This is a genomic window from Peteryoungia algae, from assembly GCF_030369675.1.
Taxonomy (GTDB): domain Bacteria; phylum Pseudomonadota; class Alphaproteobacteria; order Rhizobiales; family Rhizobiaceae; genus Allorhizobium; species Allorhizobium algae.
Genome location: NZ_CP128477.1, coordinates 3,908,513 through 3,932,200, shown reverse-complemented (window position 1 = coordinate 3,932,200; position 23,688 = coordinate 3,908,513). Strand labels below are relative to the sequence as shown.

Sequence of the window (23,688 nt, the reverse complement as noted above, 5' to 3'; positions counted from 1 at the left end):
CAAGAGGAATAATGAATCCATGGCAACGAAGAAGACAACCCCGAAAGATGACGACGCGCTGGCGATGCCGGGCGCGAGCGACAGCGATTTCGACCAGGCCGTCGATGATCTTCGCGGCGTTCTGAAGGCCGATGCCGACGGTGGGCTGGGCGAGTTCGGCGCTGATCTCGGCGATTTCGGTGGCCTCAAGGACGATCCGCTCGCAGCGTTCGAGTCCGATTTCGGCGGCAGTGCAGCCGCAGCGCCGGCCGATGATTTCGGCCTGGGTGATTTCGGCGGCTCCAGCGATCTGGGCGGCAGCAGCGATTTCGGCGGATCGAGCGATGCCGCTGGCGACAACGCCTTCGGCGGTTCGACCGGCAGCCAGCAGGAGCCGGGCAGCGGTCTGAGCGCCAATCTCGATCTGATCATGGACATTCCGATCGAGGTCCAGATCGTGCTCGGATCGAGCCGAATGCAGGTTTCCGGGCTGATGAGTCTCGAAGAGGGCGCCATCATCGCTCTCGACAAGAAGATCGGCGAGCCTGTCGAGATCATGGTGAACGGCCGACGCATCGCGCGCGGCGAAATCACCGTTCTCGAGAACGACGATACGCGATTTGGTGTCAAACTGATTGAAGTGATGGCCACCAAGACATCCTGACCCATGATGGGCCAGAGAGGACAAGACCATGATGGACTTTGACGATTTTGGCGGCCCTTTAACCGGAAAACCGCTCTCCCAGGCCGATAAGGCAGCCGCCGTGCTGCTGGCCATGGGAAAGGGCGTCGCCGGGAAGCTGCTCAAGTACTTCACCCAGGCCGAGCTGCAGACGATCATTGCGTCTGCGCAGACGCTTCGCACGATACCGCCGGATGAACTGACGCTACTGGTCAACGAGTTCGAAGACCTCTTCACCGAGGGCGCCGGCCTGATGGACAATGCGAAGGCCATCGAGAGCATTCTCGAGGAAGGTCTGACGCCGGAAGAAGTCGACGGCCTGCTCGGCCGTCGTACGGCGTTCCAGGCCTATGAAGCCTCCATCTGGGACCGCCTGCAGGACGCCGATCCGGACTTCATCGCGCGGTTCCTGATGCGCGAACATCCACAAACCGTCGCCTATATCCTCTCCATGCTGCCATCCTCCTTCGGAGCCAAGGTGCTGCTCAAGCTGCCGGAGAGCCGTCGCGCCGATATCATGAACCGTACGGTCAACCTGAAGAATGTCAGCCCGAAGGCGGCCCAGATTATCGAGAACCGGGTCCATGACTTGATCGCAGAGATTGCGGCAGAGAAGAATTCGACAGGTTCGGCCAAGGTCGCGGACCTGATGAACGAGCTGGAAAAGAGCGAAGTCGATACCCTGCTCACCTCGCTGGAATCGATCAGCAAGGAATCGGTCAACAAGGTTCGTCCGAAGATCTTCCTGTTCGAGGATCTGCTCGTCATGCCGCAGCGCAGCCGCGTGCTGTTGCTCAACGACATCTCGGGCGAAATCCTCACCATGGCGCTGCGGGGCGCCAGTGCGGAAATCAAGGAATGCGTGCTGGCCTCGATCAGCCCTCGTTCGCGCCGCATGATCGAATCGGATCTGCAGGCGGGTACGGCCGGTATCAATCCGCGGGAAATTGCGATCGCCCGTCGCGCCGTCGCCCAGGAAGCAATCCGCCTCGCCAATGCCGGTCAGATCCAACTCAAGGAGACAGAAGGCGAAACACAAGCCGCCTGATCCGTCGCCTCTGTTGAAAACAGTCACGTTTCTTCACCCGCCGATTGAACCTCAATCGGCGGGTGTTTACGTTCACCACGCCGGAATAGAACGGCGAGCCGCCGGCAAGAGGTCCGGCCGGCGCGATCAGCCAGGGCATCGATCCCGCCCCGTGCAAGCCTTCAAGGATGGCAGCGGTCATGGCCGAGGATGACGACAAGGACAGCAAGACCGAAGACCCGACCGAGAAAAAGCTTCGGGACGCCATGGAAAAGGGAAACGTGCCAAGCTCGCGCGAGGCGCCGATCTTCGCGACTGCGCTGGGTTTCTACCTTTATGCAGTCTTCTTCCTGCCGGGCGCCATCACACGGCTCGGGCAGTCGCTGAAGGATATCTTCGAGCGACCCGATCAATGGTATCTCGGCACTGCCGTCGATGTCGTATCGCTCTTCACCCATATCGGCTGGGAAATCGCAGCGTTCCTGGCGCCGATGCTGATCATGCTGATCCTCTTCGGCGTCACGGCCAATGTCGCCCAGAACATGCCCTATTTCGTGCTCGAGCGAATCAGGCCGCAGCTCAATCGAATTTCCATCGTCAAAGGATGGAACCGGATCTTCAGCAGCCAGGGAATGGTGGAGTTCGCCAAGTCGATCTTCAAGATCGTCGTGCTCTCCGTCATCATGGTCTTCTCGCTGCGCAGCGACTATTTCGGCGTGATCGACGCGATGTTCTCCGACCCGCAGGTGATCTTCGTCAAATTCTCCGAGATCCTGAACAAGATGATGGTCATCGTCGTGATGGCGACGGCTCTTCTGGCGGCCGTGGACATTTTCTGGACGCGTTACCACTGGTACGAACAGCTGCGCATGACCAAGCAGGAGGTGAAGGACGAATACAAGCAGGCCCAGGGCGACCCGATCGTCAAGGCGCGTCAGCGTTCAATTGCCCGGGACCGGGCAAGACGGCGCATGATCGCAAGCGTTCCCCGTGCCACGCTGGTGATCACAAACCCCACGCATTTCGCCGTCGCGCTGCGCTATGTTCGCGAGGAAGGCGACGCTCCGGTGGTCGTTGCCAAAGGCCAGGATCTGGTCGCACTCAAGATTCGCGAGATCGCGCGCGAAAACAACATTCCCATTTTTGAGGACCCGCCGCTTGCCCGCTCCATGTTTGCGCAAGTCTCGGTGGATAGCGTCATTCCGTCAGTATTTTACAAGGCAGTCGCAGAACTCGTGCACCGGGTCTATGCGTCCAAGGCCCCACAGAGACGGATACGTTAGGCCCGATGAAGAAGTGCTCCTTTACCGATCAGCGTGAACGCATCGTGGCAGAGGCGATCAGCCCCGTCGCAAGCGAATTGCGCCTTCTCGACGCTGCCGACCTCATTTCACTTCTGCGTTTTGAACTTTACGGCAATCTCTCGGACCTCGTCTCCTCCGCTGCCGAGCTGTACTTCCATCCCGGCACCGTGGTGTTCGGCTCTGGCGGAGACTACCGCCTCGAATGGGGCGGCCCGCCGGAAATCGTACTCGATATCGAGATCAAGCCGCGCGGCATCACCATCTACTCGCAGCTCACGCTGACGAACGAACAGGCCGGGCTCGACATCAAGCATATCGCGTTTCACGAATCCTGCGGCGATCCGGACGCCAATTCGCGCATGCTCGAAGAGCGCCTGAACGAGGCGCGCTTCGTCAAGGGACAGGCGTCCCCGCTCTACGGATAAGGTCTTGTCAGGTGATGTAGCCGAGGCGAATCGCCTTCGCGATTGCCTGGATGCGATTGACCGAATCGAGCTTGATCGTGGCCGAACCGAGATAGGCGTTGACGGTATGGACCGACAAGCCGAGACGCTCTGCGATTTCTTCACTGATCCGACCATCGCCTGCGAGCTGCAGGCAGGCGATTTCACGTTCGCTCAAGGTCTCCGACGGGGCTGCGCGGCGTTCGTCGAGCGACAGGATGTCCGTCATGACCTTGTAGCAGCGACTGTGCACCGCCAGGATGACTTCTCCGGGCAGATCGGCGCCGCCGATCGTCGGGAACACGACATATCCGTTCCCGACGGCTCCCAGCCGGACGGGGAACGCAATGCCCGAATGCGACAGGAGACGTTCAGGCAGTTGCACAGCAAACGGTGTGAAATCCGAGGCATCGAGGAAGCTCGTCTTTTCTTCCGCGCTCCAAAGCACCGGTAACGTCGAGGTCTCAATATGGGCGAGCAAGGCGTCCCCATAGGCAGCAACGAACGCATCGCGACCACTGCTGAGGCCACCGCTCCAGTTCTCGAATTCCGGGTCGAGGCGTCGTTTGTGTGGCAGGCTGGCACCCGCGATGCGGAAAGCCGCAAAGCCGCGTGCATTGAGCGATCGCTGCAGGGATACGAGTTTCGGAAAGATGTCCGAACGGGACGTCACAGGGCGCTGGCCAGACCAAGTTGCATCTTCGAGGATGGATCCGCCTGGTCTCGTGGTAGTGGCCATTCCTGCTCCCTTAGACAAGATTGTTGCGAACCGCGTAGGCGATCGCTTCCGAGCGCGTTTTTGTGGCGGTCTTGCGCATCACGCTCGTGATGTAATTGTTGATGGTGTTGCGCGAGATCCCGAGGATGGTCGCAATCTCGTCGCTCGTCTTGCCCTCGGCAATCCAGAAGAGGCATTCCAGCTCGCGGTCCGTCAGATCGAAGTCGCGGTCGCTCTTGTGACCCTTGTTCGCTGAAAGGCTGAGGGCATAGCCGGAGAGCAGGCCGACTTCGCGCAGTCGTTCGGGCGAGAGCACGTAATCCTGGGGAAAGAGCAAGATCAGGGCCAGCCGCGTGCGCCCGACATTCATGGTGACCGTGCAATACTGCCGGCTTGTCCCGACAGGCACATGGGCGTCGTCGGGCAGGATGGCGTATTTCGGTTGCAGTACAGAAAGGCACTTCTCAAGTTCCGTGGACTGGGAGTAGCTGGTCGCCAGTTCGCTTTCCAGACGGCGTACGAGGTCGAATGGCCAGTCGGCCGCCACCACGAAATCCAGCCCCTCCTCCTGCACAAGGTCGTAGCGCGCCAAGAGGTGATGGGAAGCCCCGACGTACTCACAGAGAACCCGGAGACATTGTCCCATATTGCCCGAGAGCGCCGGTGTAGCCAGCTTCCGGATCAGTGCGTCCTTCGACGAAGAGCCATTTTGCGGATTTTCCTCCAAGCCGGATGCACGCCCCCGTCTCTCTTGGCCCTTCGTTGTCAGCTCGGCATCCATTCAACGTGCCCCTTTGAAGTGACGGCCTTGCATTTTCGCAGTCTTCGCCTCGTCAGCCCGATGGCGACTCAGTGACACTGCAATCTCCATCACCGAATCATGTTCACTCTAAAATATAAAGTGGCAAAGGTCACAAGTGTCCGCTGTATTGCGGGACGGCCTGAAGCATGCCTCTCCAAGCCCGATGATGCAATCCCGGATGCATATGGGATTACAACGCAAAACCGCGCCCAGCGGGCGCGGTCGGTACTGACTTCTTCTTGGCGATCAGGCGGCGTTGTCCACAGCCCATTTGCGAAGGATCTTGGCGGCGCGCTCTTCCGAGATTTCCACCATGCGCGACAGGCGCCGCTCGGGACCTTCCTTGACCCGGCGGTTGAAGCCTCCATTCGGATCGTCGTCCATGGTCAGCAGGTCGTCGGTGGAGTCGAAACCGAAGTCGGAACCGAAACCATCCATGAGACCGCCGCTTGCAGCGCCACCGATCGCGGGCGAAAAGTCCGGGAGCTCGAGGCCGGCGGCCTGTTCGCCGATGCCTCCGGCAAGTGCCGTGTCCGCGGTGCCACCGCCAGCGGTGCGGATCATCGGACGGATACCCATCCAGACAATCAGGAAGGCGACAGCGACGAAGGCGAGCGAATTGATGATGCCAGCGGTGTTGCGGCTCAGGATTTCCATGAAGCCCGGACCGGTCGCCGACTCTTCCAGCAGCTGATTCTCCAGGAAGTCCATCGCCGTCAGTGTCACGACATCGCCGCGTTCGCCGTCGAGGCCGGCCGCAGAGCTGACGATCTTCTGCATTTCGGCGAGATAGGCGTCGATCTTGGCCTGATCGACGGGTTCCCCGACCATCTTGGCAATGCGCCCGCGGTTGACGACGACGGCGATCGACAGCTTTTCAACCGTATAGCTGTTCTTGACCGTCGCCACCGTCCGGCTGTTGATCTCGTAGTTGGTCTGCTCTTCCTTCTTGTCCTGCTCGTCGGAGGACTGAGGACCGCCACCGCCAGCTTCCGGTGCCGCCTGGGGAATGTTCTGCTCGACTGTCGCGGCCGTGTCGGACTGACGCTGCTGTGACTTCTGCTGCTCCTTCGTCACGCGGACAGAGCGTTCGACACGTGATTCGGGATCGTAGATGGTCTCCTGGATCTGCTGGCTGTCGGTGTTGATCTGCGCAGTGACACTGGAACGGAAGTTGTCCATGCCGAGGAAGGGCGCGAGCGCCTTGTCGATATTGGTCTCGATCTCGCGCTGGACCGACTGGACCACACCGAGCGAACGGGAGGCTTCGCCACCAGTTTCGTCGCCGGCGGCCAGGAGCTGTCCGGTGGAATCGAGAATCGTCACATCCTCGACGTCGAGGCCGGGCACGGAGGAAGCCACCAACTGGCGAATGGATGCGGCGGCCTTGCGTCCGGCATCCGAGGAGGCGCGAACCATGACCGAGGCTGTGGGGTTTTGTTCGCCCCGTCGGAAGTTGCCGATATCCGGCATGACGATGTGGACGCGTGCTGCGGCGATACCCGAGATCTGCTGGATGGTGCGTGCGATTTCACCTTCCAGAGCGCGAACGCGGGTTACTTCCTGCATGAAAGAGGTAAGGCCGAGCGAGCCGACATTGTCGAACAGTTCGTAGCCGGCATTGGCGCTGTTGGGCAAACCGCGCTCTGCGAGCAGAAGGCGAGCTTTGCTGGTCATGCCGGCGCGCACCATGATGCTCTGGCCATCGCTGCCGGTCTCGAAATCGATACCGGATTCAGCCAGCGCGACGCTGATCTGGTTCAGATCAATCGGTTCAAGGCCGACATAAAGGGTCTCGTAGGAGGGTTTGTTGACGTAAAGGGCGCCGGCAATAATGATTGCGAATGAAACAACGGCAACACCGGCCATCGCCAATATCTTCGCTTGCCCCATCGCCGCGAAGTTTTTTGGTATCTGAAGTAATTGATTTAACAGATTCATTCTGTCTCGCACCATCTACAAGAAGGTTCTGGGCGTTTTTGCCCTTGGCGCGACAATAGAAATCGAAACTTGTGCGAGCGTTTCGCGGGGCGGGAGGCCGAATTCATTTCAGCCATTCGCAAACCGGGATCTGCGGCCCTATCCGTCCTTCAGGGACGATTAGAAGAAGTCGAAGTCTCCACCCGCCTGGACGAGCGGTTGGGAATGGCCGTGGCGCAGGCCGGCGCCGAGCGCCTTCTGCATGTCGGCAAGCTTGACGAGGCTCAGCGCCGTCGTCATGTCGATCATCCAGTCCGACGGTATCGTCCCCGTGATGGTGTCGACGAATTCCGCGAGCCCGCGCGCCTTCTGCACGGCGAGATCGATACCCTGCAGGACCTTCAGGCTGTCCGGATGTTCCAGGATTGTCGGGCCACCGAGCTCAAGCAGGTGCGGCTCCACGCGCTCAATCAGATAAGCCACGTCGTGCAGCTCGCTGACGATGCGCATGAGGATTTCCGGAAGCTCTTCCCGGGTATCCTGATTTCCCGCCAAGTTTTCGTTTTGCATCCGATGTCCAGTACTAGAAGAACTCGATTGAATTTTCCACCGGCCTCGAAACAGGAACCGGACGCTGCTCCAGCGCCACCGTCTTCTGCGTTTCTGCGCCTGTGAGCGGATACTGTCTTGCCCGACCGCTGACCGGCCAGAATTCCAGTTTGCGGCCGTGATCTCCACCCGTCGAGGATCCGACCACCTTGATGCCTTCGTCGCGCAGGAATTGCTGGGCGAAGGCTGCGTTCTGTTCGCCGACATTCGAGAACGTCGCAATCGTCTTGGCCCCCCCGAAGACCTTGGCCTCAAGACGATCCCTGCGGGCGCCCTGCTTCAGCAGGCCATTGATCAGAAGCTCCATAAGGTGAACCCCATAGCGGGTGGCATCGCCGCCACCTGCCCCCGGCACCGCCGATCCCGGCAGGAGAAAGTGGTTCATACCACCCACTCCTGCGATCGGATCCCGAATACAGGCAGCAACACACGAACCGAGGATGGTCGACAGAACCACGTTCGGGTCCTTGCTGACTTTCCACTCCCCTTGGATAATATGGACGCGCTTTGCTGCACTGTCTTCAGTCATTTTAGGGCTCCGAATACAGCCTCGATGGCTGCCTTCATTTTTTCAATGGTAAAAGGTTTCGCCAGGACGTTGTTGGCGCCCAGCTGTGCTGCCTTCTGCACCAGCGCCCGGTCGCCCTGCGCCGTCAGGATGATGAAGGCAGCCTTCTTCGTGTTCGGATTGGTCCGCACGGCCTGCAAGAGACCCAATCCATCCATCTTCGGCATGTTGAAGTCCGAGATGACCAGATGATGGGGCTGTTGCTCCATGATCTTCATGCCCTGCTCGCCGTCACCGGCGGCAGTGATCTGCTTGAAGCCGAGCTGGGTCAACGCATCGCTGAGCAGGAGGCGGCTGGTGACCTGATCGTCGACGATCAGAACTTTGATTTTTTCGGCTAGGGACATTATTCGATACCTTCTTTTCGGGCGGCAGTGAGTTTGAGGATTTCCTCTCCAATAGAGGTGAGGGGTAGTTGATGCTCGACTGCGCCCAGCTCATGGGCGACTCGGGGCATCCCATAGACCACACAGGTCTTTTCGTTCTGGCCGATAGTTCGTGCACCGGTGTGACGCATCTTCAAAAGGCCCGAGGCGCCGTCGCGCCCCATGCCCGTAAGAATCACACCGACGGCGTTCCGACCGGCAAGTTCTGCAACTGAATCGAACAACACGTCGACCGAGGGTCGGTGACCGTTGACCGGCGCGCGCTCAACCAGGCGGCAGCATGGCGCAGAGGCATTCGCCACCTGGAGATGTCGATCGCCACCCGGCGCCAGGTAGATCTTGCCGATCTCGAGCCGTGCACCGTCCGTGGCCTCCTCCACGACAGGTGCGCAGAGCCGATTGAGCCGCTCGGCAAAGCTCTTGGTGAATGTCGGCGGCATGTGCTGCGTAATCACCGTCGGCGGGCAATTGCGCGGGAATTTCTGCAAGACCGCGATCAGGGCCTCCACGCCGCCCGTAGACGAACCGATGGCCACGATCTTGCGTCCAACCCGGAAGTCTGCCGCCGGCGCAACCGGTGCAGGATGGCCATGCGAGGTGGGGCTGTGACGGTGCTGCGAACGCGCCGCGGCCTTGACCTTCTCGGCGAGCTCGCCGAAGGGACGCGCATCGCCCGGCTGAGGCTTGGCGACACAGTCGAAGGCGCCGATCTCCAACGCGGCAAGCGTTGCTTCGGCGCCGCGATGGGTCATTGTCGAGACCATGATCACCGGCATCGGACGCAGTTTCATGATCTTCTCGAGGAACTCGAGGCCGTTCATGTTCGGCATCTCGATGTCGAGGGTGACGACATCGGGATTGAGCTGCTTGATCGCGGCGCGGGCCTCCATCGCGTCGCCGGCCTGGCCGATGACGCTGACATCGGGATCCTGGCTGAGGACGGCCGTGATCAGTCCACGCATGGTGGGGCTGTCGTCGACAACGAGAACGCGTGCAGGTGCCGCCATTATTTGCGCCCTCCGTTCTTGCCCACGTAGCTGTAAGTCGTGATCCCGATATTGTCGAAATCGTTCTTCGAGTCGCCCGAAACACGCTCCGAATGACCGATGTAGAGGTGACCGCCGACCGGCAGAAGATCCGCAAAGCGGGTCCAGATCCGCATCTGGGTCGGTTCGTCGAAATAGATCACGACGTTGCGACAGAAGATGACGTCGAACTTGCCCTTGAACGGCCACTGCGCCATCAGGTTCAGTTCATTGTAGGTGATCAGCCGCTTGAGGCGCTCATCGACCTGATACTTGCGGCGGCCGCCGATCTCGACCTCCTTGAACCACTGCTTGCGCGTGGCCGGGGAGACGCTTTCAAGGGCCTGCTCGTCGTAGGCGCCCTGACGGGCGATCGCCAGGATCTTCGGGTCGATGTCGGTCGCCAGGATCTTGAAGTCATAATCGAGCACGTTCGGGAAGGCCTGGAAGACCGTCAGCGCGATCGAATAGGGCTCCTGGCCATCGGAGCTTGCGGCCGACCAGATGCGGACGCGGCCACCGGACTTCGCCCGCTGGACGAGACCGGGAAGGACCTCGTCGCGCAGGTGCTCGAAGTGATGGTTCTCGCGGAAGAACCGCGTGAAGTTGGTGGTCAGATGCGACAGCATTTCCCGACGCTCGGCTGCACCTTCCGGCGAGGAGACGAGCTGGCAGTAGGCGCGGAAGCCCGAAAGGCCGAGATTGCGGATGTGCTTGGACAGGCGCGAGTAGACGAGCGACGCCTTGCTGTCGTTCAGCGCGATGCCCGCATCCGAGTAGATCATGGCAGCAATCTCACCCAGATCCCGCCGGGTCAGCGGGTATTCCCCACTGGCCAGGACTTCATCGTCCGATTGACGGGATGTGCTCATTGCGAATGTCATGCAGCCTCGCTTTCGGCGGCTTCGTTGAAAAGTGCAGCAAGCTCGACCAGGCAGATCATCCGCTTGTCGATGGCGAGAATGCCACGGGCATATTGTCGTTCGAGATCGGAGGAGACCTCCGGCGTCGGCTGTATGTTGTCGTCGTCCACGGTGAGGATGTCCGATACGGCATCCACCAGCAGACCGACGACCCGAGACTTGACCTGCGCCACGATGATGACGTGACGGGCGGTCGGTTCGGCGGGCTTCATGCCCAGGCGCAGAGACAGGTCCATGATCGGCAGGACGGCTCCACGCAGGTTTATGACGCCCATGACATAATGTGGCGAATGCGGCAGTGGGGTTGCCGGGGTCCATCCCCGGATCTCCCGCACCGACATGATGTTCACGCAGAACTCCTGATCGCCAATACGGAAGGCGATGAGCTCACGGCTACCCTGCATCAAGTTTTTGACCGCATACGACATACTATTACCCTGCGACGGCTAACGACATTTCCTGTTTGAGGGACTGACCCCGCGAGGCGGCGACGACAGCATCCACGTCGAGGATGAGCGCGACGCGACCATCACCGAGGATGGTTGCGGCAGCGATACCCGGAACATGGGTGTAGTTGGCTTCGAGCGACTTGATGACAACCTGACGCTGTCCCTGGATGGCGTCGACCATCAGAGCGCGCTGGCCGCCGCCTTCCGACTCCACGAGGAGGGCTACACCGTCGATCGGGTTGGCCTGCGTGCCGCGGAAGTTGAGGATCCGCCCGACATCGACAAGCGGGCAGAAGGAGTTGCGGATCGAGATCAGGCGCTGGTTGGCGCCGAACGAGTGAATGTGCTGTGCCTCCGGCTGCAGCGTCTCGACGATCGCAGTGAGCGGTACGACAAGGGTCTGACCGGCAACCGTGACCACCATGCCGTCGAGGACGGCGAGCGTCAGCGGCAGGCTCATGGTGAAGGTGGACCCCTGGCCGGGACGGGAGGTGATCGAAATGCGGCCGCCGAGTGCCTGGATCGAGCGCTTGACCACGTCCATTCCGACGCCGCGTCCGGAAATGTCGGAGATCTTGTCGGCCGTCGAGAAGCCGGGTGCGAAGATGAGGTTGTCAATCTCCTCGTCCGTCAGGTTGGCATCGGCTGCGATCAATTCGTTGTCGATCGCCTTCTGGCGGACGCGTTCTCGGTTGATGCCTGCACCATCATCGACGAGTTCGATGACGATACGGCCGGAACGATGCTTCGCCGTCAGCTTGATCGTGCCTTCCGGCTCCTTGCCGGCGGCCGCACGCTTCTCGGGGCTTTCAATGCCGTGGTCGACAGCATTTCGGATCATGTGAGTCAAAGGCTCGGCGAGCTTGTCGATGACCGTTTTGTCGACTTCGGTGTTTTCACCCTCAGTGACGAGGCGGATCGACTTGCCGACCATGTCCGCGACTTCGCGGACGATACGCGACATGCGCTGGAAGACCGGCTTCACCGGCTGCGCGCGGATCGCCATGACCGAGTCCTGGATCTCACGGGTGAGCTGCTGCAGCTCTTCGAGACCCATATTGACGGCGGATGTGCCGGTGGCATCGTTCTCGATGACGCTCTGGGACAGCATCGCCTGGTTGATGACGAGTTCGCCGACAAGGTTGATCAGCCGGTCGACGCGGTCCAGATCGACACGAATGGTCTGGCCGGCGGCGTTGTTGGCCTGGGCGGCTGCGGCGGCTGCTGCTGCGGCCGGCGTTTCCTTCTTCTCAGGCTTGGCGGCAGAGGCTGCCGCCTTCAGGACGCTGGTCGCCGTGTCTGCGGCCTCAACGGCAGCAGCGACAGTCTGGTCGGGGGCATCGGATCCGTCGTCGAGCGCAGACAGGTCGAAGGGAACCGGGACCATCGGCAGTTCCTCGGTGACGGCGGCAGCTTCAGGCTCACGGAGCTTGATATCGAGGTCGCAATCCCACTCTGCGAATTCGAAGACCTGGCGAATGCCTTCCTCGCCCTTTTCCGCCTTGATCTGGATCGTCCAGTCGAAATAGGCGCCTTCGGGATCGAGATCGTCGAGCGACGGCAGGTCTTCCATGTTGCAGTTGATGCTCATCTCGCCGAGACGGGAGAGATCACGCAGCAGGAGGGCCGCTTCGTTGCCCTTGGAGTAGAGTTCACGGCGCGGCTTGAAGGTCACGTCGAAGGTCGAGAGGCTCTCCTCCTGCTCTTCGCCGCCAAAGTCGTCAAAGGTGAAGGGGATCGGCTGGAAGCCGCTGTCGTCGCTCGGGGCGGCAGCAACGGGCGCGGGCGCCGCCGGCTTGGCGGCTGCAACAGGCGCTGCCGACGGGGCTGGCATGTCTCCGTTCGCCAGTGCCTCCAGTTCCTTGACGAGACCGCTGGAGCGGCTTTCGTCGACGCTACCACCATCGCGGGATGCGGTGACCAGGTCTGCCAGAACGTCGGCCGACTTGAGCATCACCTTCATGACCTCGGGGCCGGGCTCCAGCTTGTTGGAACGAACGCAATCAAGAGTCGTCTCGAAGACGTGCGCGAAGGCGACCAGGTCATCGAGACCAAAGGCGCCGGCGCCGCCCTTGATGGAGTGAACCGCACGGAAAACGGCATTGACCGTTTCCGGATCGCGATCCCCATCATTCATTTTCAGAAGACCGGATTCCAGTTCCGCAAGCTGCTCCTCGCATTCCTGGAAGAAGATCTCTTTGATTTCGTTCATATCCATAGGAGAAAATCCCGGCTTAGGCGGTTACACGCTCAATGGCATCGATCAGTTTGGTCGGATCGAACGGTTTGACGATCCATCCGGTCGCACCAGCCTGGCGGGCGCGGTTCTTCTTTTCCGCATCGCTTTCCGTGGTCAGAACCAGGATCGGAACCGCGCGATACTTTTCGTTCCGACGAACTCCCTCGATGAAGCCGAAGCCGTCGAGACGCGGCATGTTGATATCGGTCACGATGACGTCGGGATTGCATTCTTCGAGCACTTCCAGGCCCTCGATGCCATCTTCGGCCTGAATGGTCTCGAAGCCGGCATTGTTCAGGGTGACCAGAAGCATGTTTCGAATGGTTCTGGAGTCATCCACGGTGAGCACTTTTTTCTTCATTGCCGGATCTCCTTAGCGAGCAGATGGTCGATGTTCACGCCAATCAGTTGAAGTGTTTTGAGGAAAGCCTCGGAGGCCTTTCCATACGAGAAGGGATGCTTGTCGGCTTCCCAGGCCTTGGCTGCGGCCATCAGGACCTGCACGCACTGGGCGCCGACACGCTCGACGCCAGAAGCATCGATCGTCAAAGGAGCACCACGCATCGAGAGAATATTGGCCTTGAGATTGGAAGCCTCGTTGAGGTCCAAGACCGCGGCCAGCTTCAGGGCCTTCTGCTCGCCTTTCTTACTTGCCATCATTTCTTTCCTTGTGTCCCGAAGGCTGCGGCAACCAGACTCCGACCTGGAGCCCGGGAGAACCATTCCCCCGGAAAGAGTGCCGAAATTCCCGCCCTTAGCTTTCGTGTATATCGCATGGTGGTAAACAATCCCCTCATCCGACGAGCCCGGCGATCTGGGCCGCGAAGCCGAAATCGACGTCTGCGTCGTCAGAAAGGTCGGCAATCGAGGCTGCCGGTGCTGGCGTCGGCAGGTCCCGCTGAGCCGTTAGCTGAACACGCCCGACCGGCACCTTCGGCGCGCGCGCCTGACGCTCGATGTGGAATTCGCGGATGGTCGCGCCGAGCTCGAGAATGACCTTGTGGAGATCGTCGGTGCCTTCGCTCGATTGGCGGGCGAGGACGGCTGTGTCTGCGATGTCCGAGCCAAGGCTGGCAACCGTTCCAGCGATGCCTGCGAGTTCGCTCGCCTGGCGGTCGGACCGGGCTGCTATATCGGAGACCGTGCCGCTGATGTCCCCCACCTGCAGCACGATGTCGGCGATGGCACCCTGGGTCTTCGCCACCATGTCGACACCGGCAACGACCTGGCTCTTCGTGGTGGCAACGAGTGTCTTGATTTCGCGGGCGGCATCTGCCGATCGCTGTGCCAGCGCACGGACTTCCTGGGCAACGACGGCAAAGCCACGCCCACTGTCACCGGCGCGGGCCGCTTCGATCCCCGCATTCAGCGCCAGGAGGTTGGTCTGGAAGGCAATCTCGTCGATCGCGCCGATGATGTGCCCGATCTGTTCGGCGGAAGCCTCGATGTCGGCCATGGCCGAGATTGCCCGACCGACGACATGACCGCTTGCTTCGACCGAGCCGCGGGTCGCAGCGACGGTCGCTTCGGCGCGCTTCGTCTCGCCGGCGCATTCGCGGACGCTTGATGTCAGTTCATGGAGGGCATGACTGGTTTCACCCAGCGCACCAGATTGATCTTCGGCGCGCCCGGCATAGGTGCGGGCCGTCTCGGCCATGCGGCCGGTCGCCTCGCGGACATAGGCGAGCTTCTCCTCGGAGGAGAGGAAGGCCGTCTGCAGTTGTTCGATCGCCTCGTTCATGCGACCGGCAAGGTCAGCATAGGCTTCCGGGACATCGGCTCCCGTGCGCACGGTGAGATCCCCCGATGCCAGGCCATCGACGACGGGACGAAAGATACCCTCGAATTCGGCACGGTCGTGTTCACGCTGGGCCGCGAGGTCGCGGTGGTGCTTGAGGCGCAGTTCGTTGAAGCGCAGCGACACGGCGATTTCAACATCGACCATGACCAGCCGGACAAGCGCCGCGACGAGATCGGTGACTTCGCGCTGACGCCGGCGGCTCGATGGGAGAAGCCCGGAGCCGGAGGTCTCGGCGAGCGCGGAGGTGAGCAGATGTTCCAGCACCACCGCATGCCCTGCAACATGCCAGCGCGGATCGAGGCCCATGCGGCTTTCGCTGTCGGAGAGAACCTTCACCCGCTCGGCATAGAGCGCATCAAAACGGGCATCGGTGAGCACATCCCAATGGGACGACAGGAGATCGTGGAGCCGGTCATACTGGCGCTCGCTGGTGAAAGCGCGGGCCGCGTCCGGCGAGCTTTGGAGACGCTGGAAAAGGTCTCTCAGTGCCGTTTTGAGAGGCTGGGAAAGCATATGACGGTTCTGACGGAGCAGATCACACTGAGCCTCGTCCAACCCGGCAAAACGCAGCCGGTCGCGCAGGCTGCCTGCCTGTGATCCCGTCGGCCGCTCCGTGGACATGCCCTGACCTGTCATTCGTCCCGCACTTGGCCACCCCTTGAGGGTGAACCTTCCGTGTCCGGGGTTCCTGCAGTCAGGGATGCGGTCGTGCGGGCACGCGGGTTTGCGATCCCACTGCCGTCCGCATCATGGTCTGCCGGTTCACCGAACTACTTCCATGAGAAATACAGACCGGACCAGAACCGGTACGACGGGATGGCGTCATGCCCGAAGGAAACTCCATTGCGAGTCCCACTCCGACGTGTCCAGCAATCTTTATGGTTAATTCCTTGCTTGAAGGTTAATGAATTCTCGCCGTCAAACCACAATCACTAATATGAGAGACCTGTTTTATGTTTCCGTTCGCGGGCTTTCCAGCGCCTGCGGAACAAAGGCGATGTCCTCCTCGTTGCGGCGGAAAGCGACAGGAGTTCAGCGTGAGCATACGAGCCATCTGGAAAGGCCATCTGTCGATCGGCGATCTAAGCTGCGCCGTGGCACTCCATTCCGCCGTCAACGCATCGGAACGCACGACATTTCATATCATCAACCGCGATACCGGGCACCGGGTTCGACGAGAATACGCAGATGCCGATACCGGCCGCCCGGTCGGCAAGGACGACCTGGTCAAGGGTTATGATACCCCGGAGGGGCAGACCGTGATCCTGGAGCCCGACGAGATCCGCGAGGCTGTGCCGGAAAGCGACAAACGGCTGGAACTCGCAACATTTCTGGCTTGTGACGAGATCGACACCCTGTACCTGGAACGTCCTTATTTCCTGGCACCGGCCGACCGTAAATCCGTCGAGCCCTATGCTCTGATCCGTGAGACCATGGAGGCGCAAGGGGTGGCGGCGATCGCGCGGACGGTTCTCTTCCGCCGGCTTCGCAGCGTGCTCATCCGGCCGCAGGGGCAAGGCCTGATCGCGACCACACTCAACTATGACTACGAGGTCCGCGATCCAGCCGAAAGTTTCGAGGGGATTTCGAAGGTCAAGATCGAGACGGAAATGCTGGAGCTTGCCCGGCACATCATCGGCACCAAGATGGGCGAGTTCGATCCGGGTCGCTACGAGGATCGCTACGAAGCCGCCCTCACGGAGCTGGTGAAGGCAAAGATTGCCGGTCGCAAGCCGAAGAAACTGCCGAAGCGGAAGTCAGAGAACGTCACAAGCCTGCTCGACGCGTTGCGCAAGAGCGCAGACACAGGCGCGGCCAAGACGCCACAGCGGCGCAAGGCACCGTCGGGCAACACGACGCGTCAGAAGAAGGCGAGCTGAACATGTCGCTCTCCGAATATCGCCGCAAGAGAGACTTCAAGGCGACGCCGGAGCCAAAGGCCGCGAAGCCGAATGCGAAAGCGGGCGGCAACAGTTTCGTCATCCAGAAGCACTCAGCCAGGCGCCTCCACTACGACCTGCGGCTGGAAATGGACGGTGTGCTCAAGAGCTGGGCGGTCACGCGCGGGCCGAGCCTCGTGCCCAGTGTCAAACGCCTGGCAGTGCATGTTGAGGATCATCCCCTGACCTATGGTGATTTCGAAGGCGTGATCCCGCCTGGCCAATACGGATCCGGCGAAGTGATCGTCTGGGATCGCGGAACCTGGGAGCCCCGTCACGATGCAAAGAAGGGATACAAAAAGGGTCATCTGGAATTCACCCTGAAGGGCGAGAAGCTCGGCGGCCATTGGCATCTCGTGCGCATGGCCGGCAAGGAGGGCGAGACGCGGGAAAACTGGCTGCTGATCAAGGGCGAGGACGAGGTGGCGCGCGAGGCAGGCGATCCCGACATCGTGGAGGAGATGCCGCTTTCAGTCAAAAGCGGGCGGCCCGTCGAGAGCTTGAAGGGTGACCAGAAGGCCGCCGTCTGGAATTCGCGCAAGAGGGATACCAAGAAGGCGAAGGACACTGCCACGCGTCGCCGCGCCACCAAAGGCGATCGCGTGCCGAAAGGCGCCAAACCCGGGGAAATGCCGGACTTCGTGCCGCCGGCACTCGCGTCACTGGTGAAGACCGTGCCGAAGGGCGATCGCTGGCTGCACGAGATCAAGCTGGACGGCTATCGCATCCAAGCCCGCATAGAAAACGGCGAGGTCAAACTTCTCACCCGTACCGGTCTCGACTGGACCGACCGCTTCGGCGATCATCTGCCCGCAGCGCTGAAGGCGCTTCCGGTGCAGGCCGCATTGCTGGACGGAGAAATCGTCGTCGAAGGCGGCAATGGCAGCAGCGATTTCTCCCTGCTGCAACAGGACCTCAGTGACGGACGCTCCGATCGCTTCACCTATTATGCCTTCGACCTGATGCATCTGGACGGACAGGATCTGACCGGTGTCGCTCTGCGTGATCGCAAGGAATTGTTGGAAGAGCTGGTCGGCGGTCCCACTCCGCTATTGAAGTATTCTGCGCATTTCGACGAAAGCGGTGACCTCGTCCTCAAACATGCCTGCCGTCTCAGCCTGGAAGGCGTCATTTCGAAAGTGGCCAACGCACCCTACCGGCCGGGACGCGGCCGGGATTGGGTCAAATCGAAATGCACGGCGCGGCAGGAACTGGTGATCGGCGGATATGTGCCCTCGTCCGTCTCCGACAAGGCAATCGGCTCGCTGGTCATGGGGGTGAACGAGGCCGATGGTCTGCGGCATGTGGGACGTGTGGGCACGGGCTACTCCCAGAAGGTCGCGCGGCAAGTCTTCGAGAGGCTGCAGTCGCTCATTCGGGACAAGAGCCCATTCAAGGACAAGCTGACTGGCGTCGAACGCAAGGATGTCGTCTTCCTCGAGCCGGAACTGGTGGCGGAGATCGAGTTCCGCGGCTGGACGGGCGACGCCCATCTACGCCATGCCTCATTCCGGGGGCTCCGGGAGGACAAGGCTGCGCGGGAGGTGGTGCTGGAAACACCGGCCACGACATCGAAATCTGCAGGCTCCTCGAAGGAAACACGTCCGGCCGCATCGGCAAAGAACAGCGGCGACAGTCTGCGCGCGGAAGGCCGGCGCATTCCCCTCACCCATCCCGATCGCCTATATTGGCCCGAAGCCGGGGTTACCAAGGAAGGATTGGCGGATCACTATGCGCTGGTCTGGCCGCGCATCGCGCCCTTCATCGTCGACCGCCCCCTCGCACTGCTGCGCTGCCCGGAAGGACATGAGAAGACCTGTTTCTTCCAGAAACACGACTGGCGCGGCATGCGTAAGGAGATCATCACGATCCGGGACCCGAAGGACGATGAGGCGCTCGTCGGTATCCGCGATCTCGACGGACTGCTGTCGCTGGTGCAGGGCGCAGCGCTCGAAATCCATCCCTGGGGCTCGCGGGCCGGCGATCTGGAGCGACCCGACATGGTCAATATCGACCTCGATCCCGGGCCGGATGTCTCCTGGGAACGAGTGATCGCGGCCGCCTTCGAGGTGCGCGATCGCTTCACCGAGCTTGGGCTCACCGGCTTTGTCAAGACGTCGGGAGGCAAGGGGCTGCATGTCGTCGCACCCCTCAAGCCGAAAGCCCAATGGCCCGAGGTAAAGGCCGCGATGAAGGCGCTGGCCGACGGCATGAGCGCCGACAGCCCTGCCGACTACGTCTCCACGATCAGCAAGGCAAAACGCAAGGGCAAGATCCTCATCGACTATCTGCGCAATGGGCGAGGCGCCACCGCAGTCGCTCCCTATTCCACCCGCGCACGGGCGGGAGCCCCTGTCTCGATGCCGCTCTCCTTCGACGAACTCGGACCCGCAATCGGCCCGAACCATTTCACAGTCGAAAACGTGCCTGCGCGCCTTGCGGCGCTCGAAGTCGATCCGTGGGAGGATTTCCGCACGGCGGAGGCACCGCTCAACGCCAAGGGCAAGGCACGGAAATCACGCTGAGCAAGGCCATCAACGCTTTGCCGGCTTCTTTTCGGAGGCGAGGCTACGGCGAAGGGCTTCCATGATGTCGATGACATTATCCTTGCGCTCGGGCGCGGAGGACTTTTTCGGCTTGGCCCGCTTTGGCGTCTTCGTCCGGTTTTCGATGATCTCGTGGAGGCGTTCCTCGACCGGGTCACGCACCAGCTTCGGATCCCAGGGGCGCAGGCGTGCCTCGACGAGTTTCTTCATCATCGTCTTTGCGCTGCGGGCCGACGGCGCTTCTCCTGCTCCCTTGAAGAGGGACGCGGCGTCGCGGACTTCCTCACCATAGCGAAGCGTCCAGACCACCATGCCCTCGTCGCGCGGCACCAGCAGCACAGCATGTTCGCGGCGATAGAGCACGAGGCGGGCTATACCGCCCGTATCGGTCTTGCGCATCGCCTCGCGGATGACGGCGAAGGCCTCCTCGCTGACCTTGTCCGCCGGGGCCAGGTAATGGGGGCTGTCATACCAGATCCAGCCGATGGAGTTGCGCGGCACGAAGCTTTCTATGTCGATGGTGCGCGTGCTTTCCAGCGCGACCTCGTCGAGTTCCTCATCCTCGAAGAGCACATAGTCGTCCTCGGCCCGCTCATAACCCTTGACCTGGTCCTCATCGTCGACCGGCTTTCCGGTGTCGGCATCGACATAGCGGCTGACAACACGGTTGCCGGTCTTGCGATTGATGTTGTGGAATCGGAGCTTGGCGCTTTCGGTCACGGCGGGTGTCATCGCCACGCGACAGGTGACGAGCGACAATTTCAGGTAGCCCTTCCAGAAGGCGCGCTGCGCCATGTGTCATTCCCTCCGGCTTGCAATGTTCTGCAGGACTGCCCCGGGAAACGCCAGGGAGGCAGAACTGTTCCAGACCACGATCAAATCGGCAGTTGCAGCGGGAACCGTTTGCTCTTCCTGGCGTTCCTATCTTGCCAGTTCCCCTCGAATGACGAGCCGGGGGATCCGCCGGTGATATTGGGCATCACCGACTGATCCGACCGGGGAGCGGCGGGTGCGACGAGACCGCGCTCCGCCGAGATCCGATGGTGTGAGAACGGGCAAGCGGCGACGACGGAGAATTGCCATGTCTGAACGAGACTATGACTGGATTGCCCGCAGGGCATACTCGCTTTGGGAAGAAGAAGGGCGCCCCGACGGGCGGGACGAGGCGCATTGGCAGGCCGCACTCAGAGACTGGGAAACACTGCAGGCTGCCGCAACAGAGACGACAGAAAAATCCGGTCGGCGCATCGCACAGGCGCAGCTCTCCGCGGCTGAAGAAGGGCTCGTGATCACGGAAAAGCCGGTCTCGCCGGTTCGCAATTCAACACGAAGCCGGAAGGGGTGAGCAAGGTGGCCGGAGTCGATCTTTCGCTTGCACTCAGCCGGGCGCAATTCATCCAGCGTGTGCGGGACGCCTATCACCGGGAGGAGGACGAACTCCGTCCACGTCGCCCCTCCCCGACCCGCGTTCCCCTGCATGTGCTTGCGGTCACTTCGGAAATCTATCCACTGGTGAAAACAGGCGGGCTCGCCGACGTCACCGGCGCGCTTCCAAAAGCGCTGTCTGCCTTTGGCATCGCCACACATACCCTCGTGCCAGGTTATCCTTCGATCCTCGCGCTGGCACGACTGCATCCCCCGCTTATGGAATTCGACGATCTGCTCGGCGAGAAGGCGACGCTTCGGCATCTCGAAATCGACGGCCTCAGTCTGTTCGTGCTCGACGCGCCGGCTCTCTACGACCGGCCGGGCGGCCCCTATGTCGATGAAAATGGCGTCGACCATGCCGACAACTGGAAACGTTTCGCCGTTCTGTCGCTGGCCGGTGCGGAGATTGCAGCCGGTGCATTGCCCGGCTGGCAGCCGGATCTGGTTCACACACACGACTGGCAGTCGGCCCTGACGTCGGTCTATCTGCGTCAGATGGGCTCGGCCGTTCCAGTCGTTCTCACGATCCACAATCTTGCCTTCCAGGGCCAGTACTCCGCCTCGCTGCTGCCCTATATCGGCCTGCCGCCGGAGGTCTATTCAGTCGACCAGATGGAGTATTTCGGCGATATCAGCTACCTCAAGGGCGGCCTTGTGACGGCCGATCACATCACGGTGGTCAGTCCAACCTATGCTCGCGAAATCCTGTCGCCAACATTCGGCATGGGCCTCGACGGGGTCCTCAATACGCGCATGGACCGACTGCAGGGCATCGTCAACGGGATCGACAAAGAGATCTGGAACCCCGCGACGGACCCATACCTGCCGTTCCGCTACGACGCAAAGACCGTACGCAACAAGAAGAACAACAAGGCTCTCCTGCTCGAACGCTTCCACCTCGAACCCGGCGATGGACCGCTCTTTTCGGCTGTCACACGGATCACCTGGCAGAAGGGCATGGACATGCTGGCCGAGGTGGCCGACGAGATCTTCCACTGGGGTGGACGGCTGATCGTGCATGGTCAGGGCGATCATGATATCGAGGATGCGCTCAAGGCAACGGCTGCCCGCTTCCCGGGACGCATGGCCGTCTCGGTCGGCTTCAACGAGCCGACGGCGCATCTCATTCATGGCGGTTCGGATGCAATCATCCAGCCGTCGAGATTCGAGCCCTGTGGCCTGACGCAGCTCTACGGCCTGCGCTACGGCTGCGTGCCGGTCGTGTCCCGTACAGGTGGCCTGTCTGAAACGATCATCGACGCCAATGATGCCGCCATCTCGGCCAGGGTTGCAACCGGGTTCCAGTTCCATCCGGTGCGCCCGGAAGGACTTCGCCATGCGATCCGGCGAGCGGCCGAGGCCTATGGTGACAAGCGCAAATGGGCGCGGCTGCAATTGCAGGCCATGCGAGCCGACTATTCCTGGGATCGCAGCGCCGAAAGCTATGCCGAGGTCTATGGCCGGCTGACGGAGGGGCGGGCCCTGCTGCGGCATTGAGGCAGGTCGGCTACCGGATGGCAATGAAGCGAGAAGGGCCCGGAGGATCTTCGAGCCCTTTTTTCGCAACATCCGAATAGCGGTCATTAGGCGCTCGGTCGCCCTGCTGGGCGTTAAGCGGCTCCGGCCAAAGCTGTCGGATTGCTTCCCCCTCGTAGCCGAGCCACGTGGCCCGGCGTCTTACGACGACGGATTTGACGGTGTCCTCACCGAGTGGCCAACGGTGCTACCATGGCGGATCACAGCCGTCTCGGCGCGCTTCATCGCCAGTATTCTCCTTGCTGCTCGCCTCTCGGCGGGACGCGTTCGCGCATCGCGATGGTGCGTTCCAGCGCAGCGATGTCCTCACTGGTGGCGGAAACGGGATCTTCCGCGATCGCCTCCAGCACAGCCGGATCAATGGCCCCGGAACGGATTGCCATGCGCAGGGTCTCCCGCGTCTGGCGTTCCGCCTCCAACTGGGCAAAGAGCGCGATGATCAGCCGATCGCGCGGATCGGGGTGGGGACGCCAGCGTGGCGGACGGACCGTATGCGGCATGATCCTCTCCTTCAAGCGGAAGAATTCGTTCCTGGAGGAAACAATTGGGGCCGGCCAATGTTCCCCATTCAGAAGCTTGTGCGCAAAAGGAGATATCCGGTGGAGAACGATATGAAATCACTCGAAGCGAGGATCAACGCCCATCGGGAAATCCTCGTGTCGATTTTGAGCGAGGTGCTCGCGACGCCCGAGCGCGTGCCGGAGCTCCTGCGCAATCTCGAACAGGAAGTCGTGCTGCGGGATGGCTCTGAAGATCCAGGCGCCGAGCCTTCAGCCGGAATCGGTCGAGGGCATGAGAAGGGCGAAGCGATCCGTGAGATCCTTGAAACCGCGAAGGCGCGCGCCGCAGCGCTTCGTCGATCCTCATCGGATCTCGGCGAGCCCAACGGCTTCACCCAAGCTTTGACGGAAAGGAGATAACAATGATCCGGAAATTCCTGAATGGTCTATTCTCCCGCGTGCGCAAAGTGCGACGACCGGACACAGGCCCAACTGATGACACCCAGGTCGCACTACCGCGGCGCGCAGACCTTCCGCTTCGGGAACGATCGCGCTCGCTGGTCGCGGTGCCTGCCCAGATCAACGGGGCTTGCATGGGTTCCGGCAAGTTCTGAGATTGTCTTCAGTCGCCGGACTTGTCGCGAATGTCGAAATTTGCGTCCCAATCCTTCGGGGGATTTTCCTTACCCGGCGGCCATTTGTTGACAGTCGCATCTTCAGAACCCGTAATCACGGTCGGCTTGGCGCTGACGACACCGTCGCTGTGCCTGCCTGCCTGGGTTCCGGCATACTGCCCATCTGCATCCTTGTGGATGCGACGTGTCCCTTTGTCCTGATCTTCCGCGCTCATCACTTTGCTCCTT

25 protein-coding genes are annotated in these 23,688 nt (G+C 61.2%); 9 read left to right on the top strand and 16 right to left on the bottom strand.

Annotated elements, in window-relative coordinates; all coding sequences use genetic code 11:
• The first annotated feature begins 19 nt into the window (after positions 1 to 19).
• The 4 genes from fliN (at position 20) to QTL56_RS18580 (ending at position 3,417) form a co-directional block, all read left to right on the top strand.
• On the top strand, positions 20 to 643 hold the full coding sequence (gene fliN, locus QTL56_RS18595; protein ID WP_245134737.1) for a flagellar motor switch protein FliN: 624 nt from the start codon (positions 20 to 22) through the stop codon (positions 641 to 643).
• Between the two features lie 28 nt (positions 644 to 671).
• Positions 672 to 1,709, top strand: coding sequence for a flagellar motor switch protein FliG (fliG, locus tag QTL56_RS18590; protein WP_229573094.1), 1,038 nt, complete (start codon positions 672 to 674; stop codon positions 1,707 to 1,709).
• 179 nt (positions 1,710 to 1,888) lie between these two features.
• Positions 1,889 to 2,971, top strand: coding sequence for a flagellar biosynthesis protein FlhB (flhB, locus tag QTL56_RS18585; protein WP_229573095.1), 1,083 nt, complete (start codon positions 1,889 to 1,891; stop codon positions 2,969 to 2,971).
• 5 nt (positions 2,972 to 2,976) lie between these two features.
• Complete coding sequence (locus QTL56_RS18580) at positions 2,977 to 3,417, top strand: BspJ family T4SS effector nucleomodulin (RefSeq protein ID WP_229573096.1); 441 nt, start codon at positions 2,977 to 2,979, stop codon at positions 3,415 to 3,417.
• 7 nt (positions 3,418 to 3,424) lie between these two features.
• Here the strand turns inward: QTL56_RS18580 and visR are convergent, their stop codons facing one another.
• The 13 genes from visR to QTL56_RS18515 form a co-directional block, all read right to left on the bottom strand.
• On the bottom strand, positions 3,425 to 4,174 hold the full coding sequence (gene visR, locus QTL56_RS18575) for a transcriptional regulator VisR (protein WP_229573097.1): 750 nt from the start codon (positions 4,172 to 4,174) through the stop codon (positions 3,425 to 3,427).
• A 10-nt stretch (positions 4,175 to 4,184) separates the two neighbouring features.
• A complete protein-coding gene (gene visN / locus QTL56_RS18570; RefSeq protein ID WP_229573098.1) occupies positions 4,185 to 4,934 on the bottom strand; it encodes a transcriptional regulator VisN in 750 nt (249 codons plus the stop codon).
• Positions 4,935 to 5,201: 267 nt separating this feature from the next.
• Positions 5,202 to 6,896 (bottom strand): flagellar basal-body MS-ring/collar protein FliF, encoded by a 1,695-nt coding sequence (fliF, locus tag QTL56_RS18565; protein WP_229573099.1) that lies wholly within the window; start codon positions 6,894 to 6,896, stop codon positions 5,202 to 5,204.
• 159 nt (positions 6,897 to 7,055) lie between these two features.
• Positions 7,056 to 7,445 (bottom strand): chemotaxis protein CheT, encoded by a 390-nt coding sequence (gene cheT / locus QTL56_RS18560; protein WP_229573100.1) that lies wholly within the window; start codon positions 7,443 to 7,445, stop codon positions 7,056 to 7,058.
• Between the two features lie 13 nt (positions 7,446 to 7,458).
• Positions 7,459 to 8,013, bottom strand: coding sequence for a chemoreceptor glutamine deamidase CheD (gene cheD / locus QTL56_RS18555; protein WP_229573101.1), 555 nt, complete (start codon positions 8,011 to 8,013; stop codon positions 7,459 to 7,461).
• Positions 8,010 to 8,399 carry a response regulator gene (locus QTL56_RS18550; RefSeq protein WP_006726293.1) on the bottom strand — a complete coding sequence of 130 codons (390 nt, stop codon included), beginning with the start codon at positions 8,397 to 8,399 and terminating at the stop codon, positions 8,010 to 8,012. Before QTL56_RS18550 ends, cheD begins: the two co-directional genes overlap by 4 nt.
• On the bottom strand, positions 8,399 to 9,445 hold the full coding sequence (cheB, locus tag QTL56_RS18545; RefSeq protein WP_229573102.1) for a protein-glutamate O-methylesterase CheB: 1,047 nt from the start codon (positions 9,443 to 9,445) through the stop codon (positions 8,399 to 8,401). Before cheB ends, QTL56_RS18550 begins: the two co-directional genes overlap by 1 nt.
• Entirely contained in the window at positions 9,445 to 10,347 is a 903-nt protein-coding gene (gene cheR / locus QTL56_RS18540; protein ID WP_229573103.1) for a protein-glutamate O-methyltransferase, read from the bottom strand. Before cheR ends, cheB begins: the two co-directional genes overlap by 1 nt.
• On the bottom strand, positions 10,344 to 10,814 hold the full coding sequence (locus QTL56_RS18535) for a chemotaxis protein CheW (RefSeq protein WP_245134735.1): 471 nt from the start codon (positions 10,812 to 10,814) through the stop codon (positions 10,344 to 10,346). Before QTL56_RS18535 ends, cheR begins: the two co-directional genes overlap by 4 nt.
• 4 nt (positions 10,815 to 10,818) lie before the next feature.
• Positions 10,819 to 13,053 carry a chemotaxis protein CheA gene (locus QTL56_RS18530; RefSeq protein WP_245134733.1) on the bottom strand — a complete coding sequence of 745 codons (2,235 nt, stop codon included), beginning with the start codon at positions 13,051 to 13,053 and terminating at the stop codon, positions 10,819 to 10,821.
• A 16-nt stretch (positions 13,054 to 13,069) separates the two neighbouring features.
• Positions 13,070 to 13,435 (bottom strand): chemotaxis response regulator CheY1, encoded by a 366-nt coding sequence (gene cheY1 / locus QTL56_RS18525; protein ID WP_075641521.1) that lies wholly within the window; start codon positions 13,433 to 13,435, stop codon positions 13,070 to 13,072.
• Complete coding sequence (locus tag QTL56_RS18520; protein ID WP_113459914.1) at positions 13,432 to 13,731, bottom strand: STAS domain-containing protein; 300 nt, start codon at positions 13,729 to 13,731, stop codon at positions 13,432 to 13,434. Before QTL56_RS18520 ends, cheY1 begins: the two co-directional genes overlap by 4 nt.
• A 136-nt stretch (positions 13,732 to 13,867) precedes the next feature.
• Positions 13,868 to 15,496: a globin-coupled sensor protein gene (locus QTL56_RS18515; protein ID WP_245134731.1), complete on the bottom strand. Its 1,629-nt coding sequence runs from the start codon at positions 15,494 to 15,496 to the stop codon at positions 13,868 to 13,870.
• Positions 15,497 to 15,912: 416 nt separating this feature from the next.
• On the opposite strand from QTL56_RS18515, the gene ku (QTL56_RS18510) reads away from it, so the two are divergent.
• Both ku (QTL56_RS18510) and ligD read left to right on the top strand, forming a co-directional pair.
• Positions 15,913 to 16,755, top strand: coding sequence for a non-homologous end joining protein Ku (gene ku, locus QTL56_RS18510; RefSeq protein ID WP_229573107.1), 843 nt, complete (start codon positions 15,913 to 15,915; stop codon positions 16,753 to 16,755).
• 2 nt (positions 16,756 to 16,757) lie between these two features.
• On the top strand, positions 16,758 to 19,340 hold the full coding sequence (gene ligD, locus QTL56_RS18505; protein ID WP_245134729.1) for a DNA ligase D: 2,583 nt from the start codon (positions 16,758 to 16,760) through the stop codon (positions 19,338 to 19,340).
• Positions 19,341 to 19,349: 9 nt separating this feature from the next.
• Here ligD and ku (QTL56_RS18500) read toward each other — a convergent pair whose 3' ends face one another.
• Positions 19,350 to 20,156 carry a non-homologous end joining protein Ku gene (gene ku, locus QTL56_RS18500; protein WP_245134727.1) on the bottom strand — a complete coding sequence of 269 codons (807 nt, stop codon included), beginning with the start codon at positions 20,154 to 20,156 and terminating at the stop codon, positions 19,350 to 19,352.
• Between the two features lie 286 nt (positions 20,157 to 20,442).
• Between ku (QTL56_RS18500) and QTL56_RS18495 the strand changes: the two genes are divergently transcribed.
• Both QTL56_RS18495 and glgA read left to right on the top strand, forming a co-directional pair.
• On the top strand, positions 20,443 to 20,706 hold the full coding sequence (locus tag QTL56_RS18495; RefSeq protein ID WP_229573110.1) for a DUF2934 domain-containing protein: 264 nt from the start codon (positions 20,443 to 20,445) through the stop codon (positions 20,704 to 20,706).
• Between the two features lie 128 nt (positions 20,707 to 20,834).
• Positions 20,835 to 22,286, top strand: coding sequence for a glycogen synthase GlgA (gene glgA / locus QTL56_RS18490; protein ID WP_245135489.1), 1,452 nt, complete (start codon positions 20,835 to 20,837; stop codon positions 22,284 to 22,286).
• A gap of 260 nt (positions 22,287 to 22,546) precedes the next feature.
• Here the strand turns inward: glgA and QTL56_RS18485 are convergent, their stop codons facing one another.
• Positions 22,547 to 22,825: a hypothetical protein gene (locus QTL56_RS18485; RefSeq protein WP_245134724.1), complete on the bottom strand. Its 279-nt coding sequence runs from the start codon at positions 22,823 to 22,825 to the stop codon at positions 22,547 to 22,549.
• 111 nt (positions 22,826 to 22,936) lie between these two features.
• Here QTL56_RS18485 and QTL56_RS18480 point away from each other — a divergent pair, with 111 nt between their 5' ends.
• A complete protein-coding gene (locus QTL56_RS18480) occupies positions 22,937 to 23,245 on the top strand; it encodes a hypothetical protein (protein WP_245134721.1) in 309 nt (102 codons plus the stop codon).
• Positions 23,246 to 23,447: 202 nt separating this feature from the next.
• Here QTL56_RS18480 and QTL56_RS18475 read toward each other — a convergent pair whose 3' ends face one another.
• Complete coding sequence (locus QTL56_RS18475) at positions 23,448 to 23,675, bottom strand: hypothetical protein (protein WP_229573113.1); 228 nt, start codon at positions 23,673 to 23,675, stop codon at positions 23,448 to 23,450.
• Positions 23,676 to 23,688: the final 13 nt, after the last annotated feature.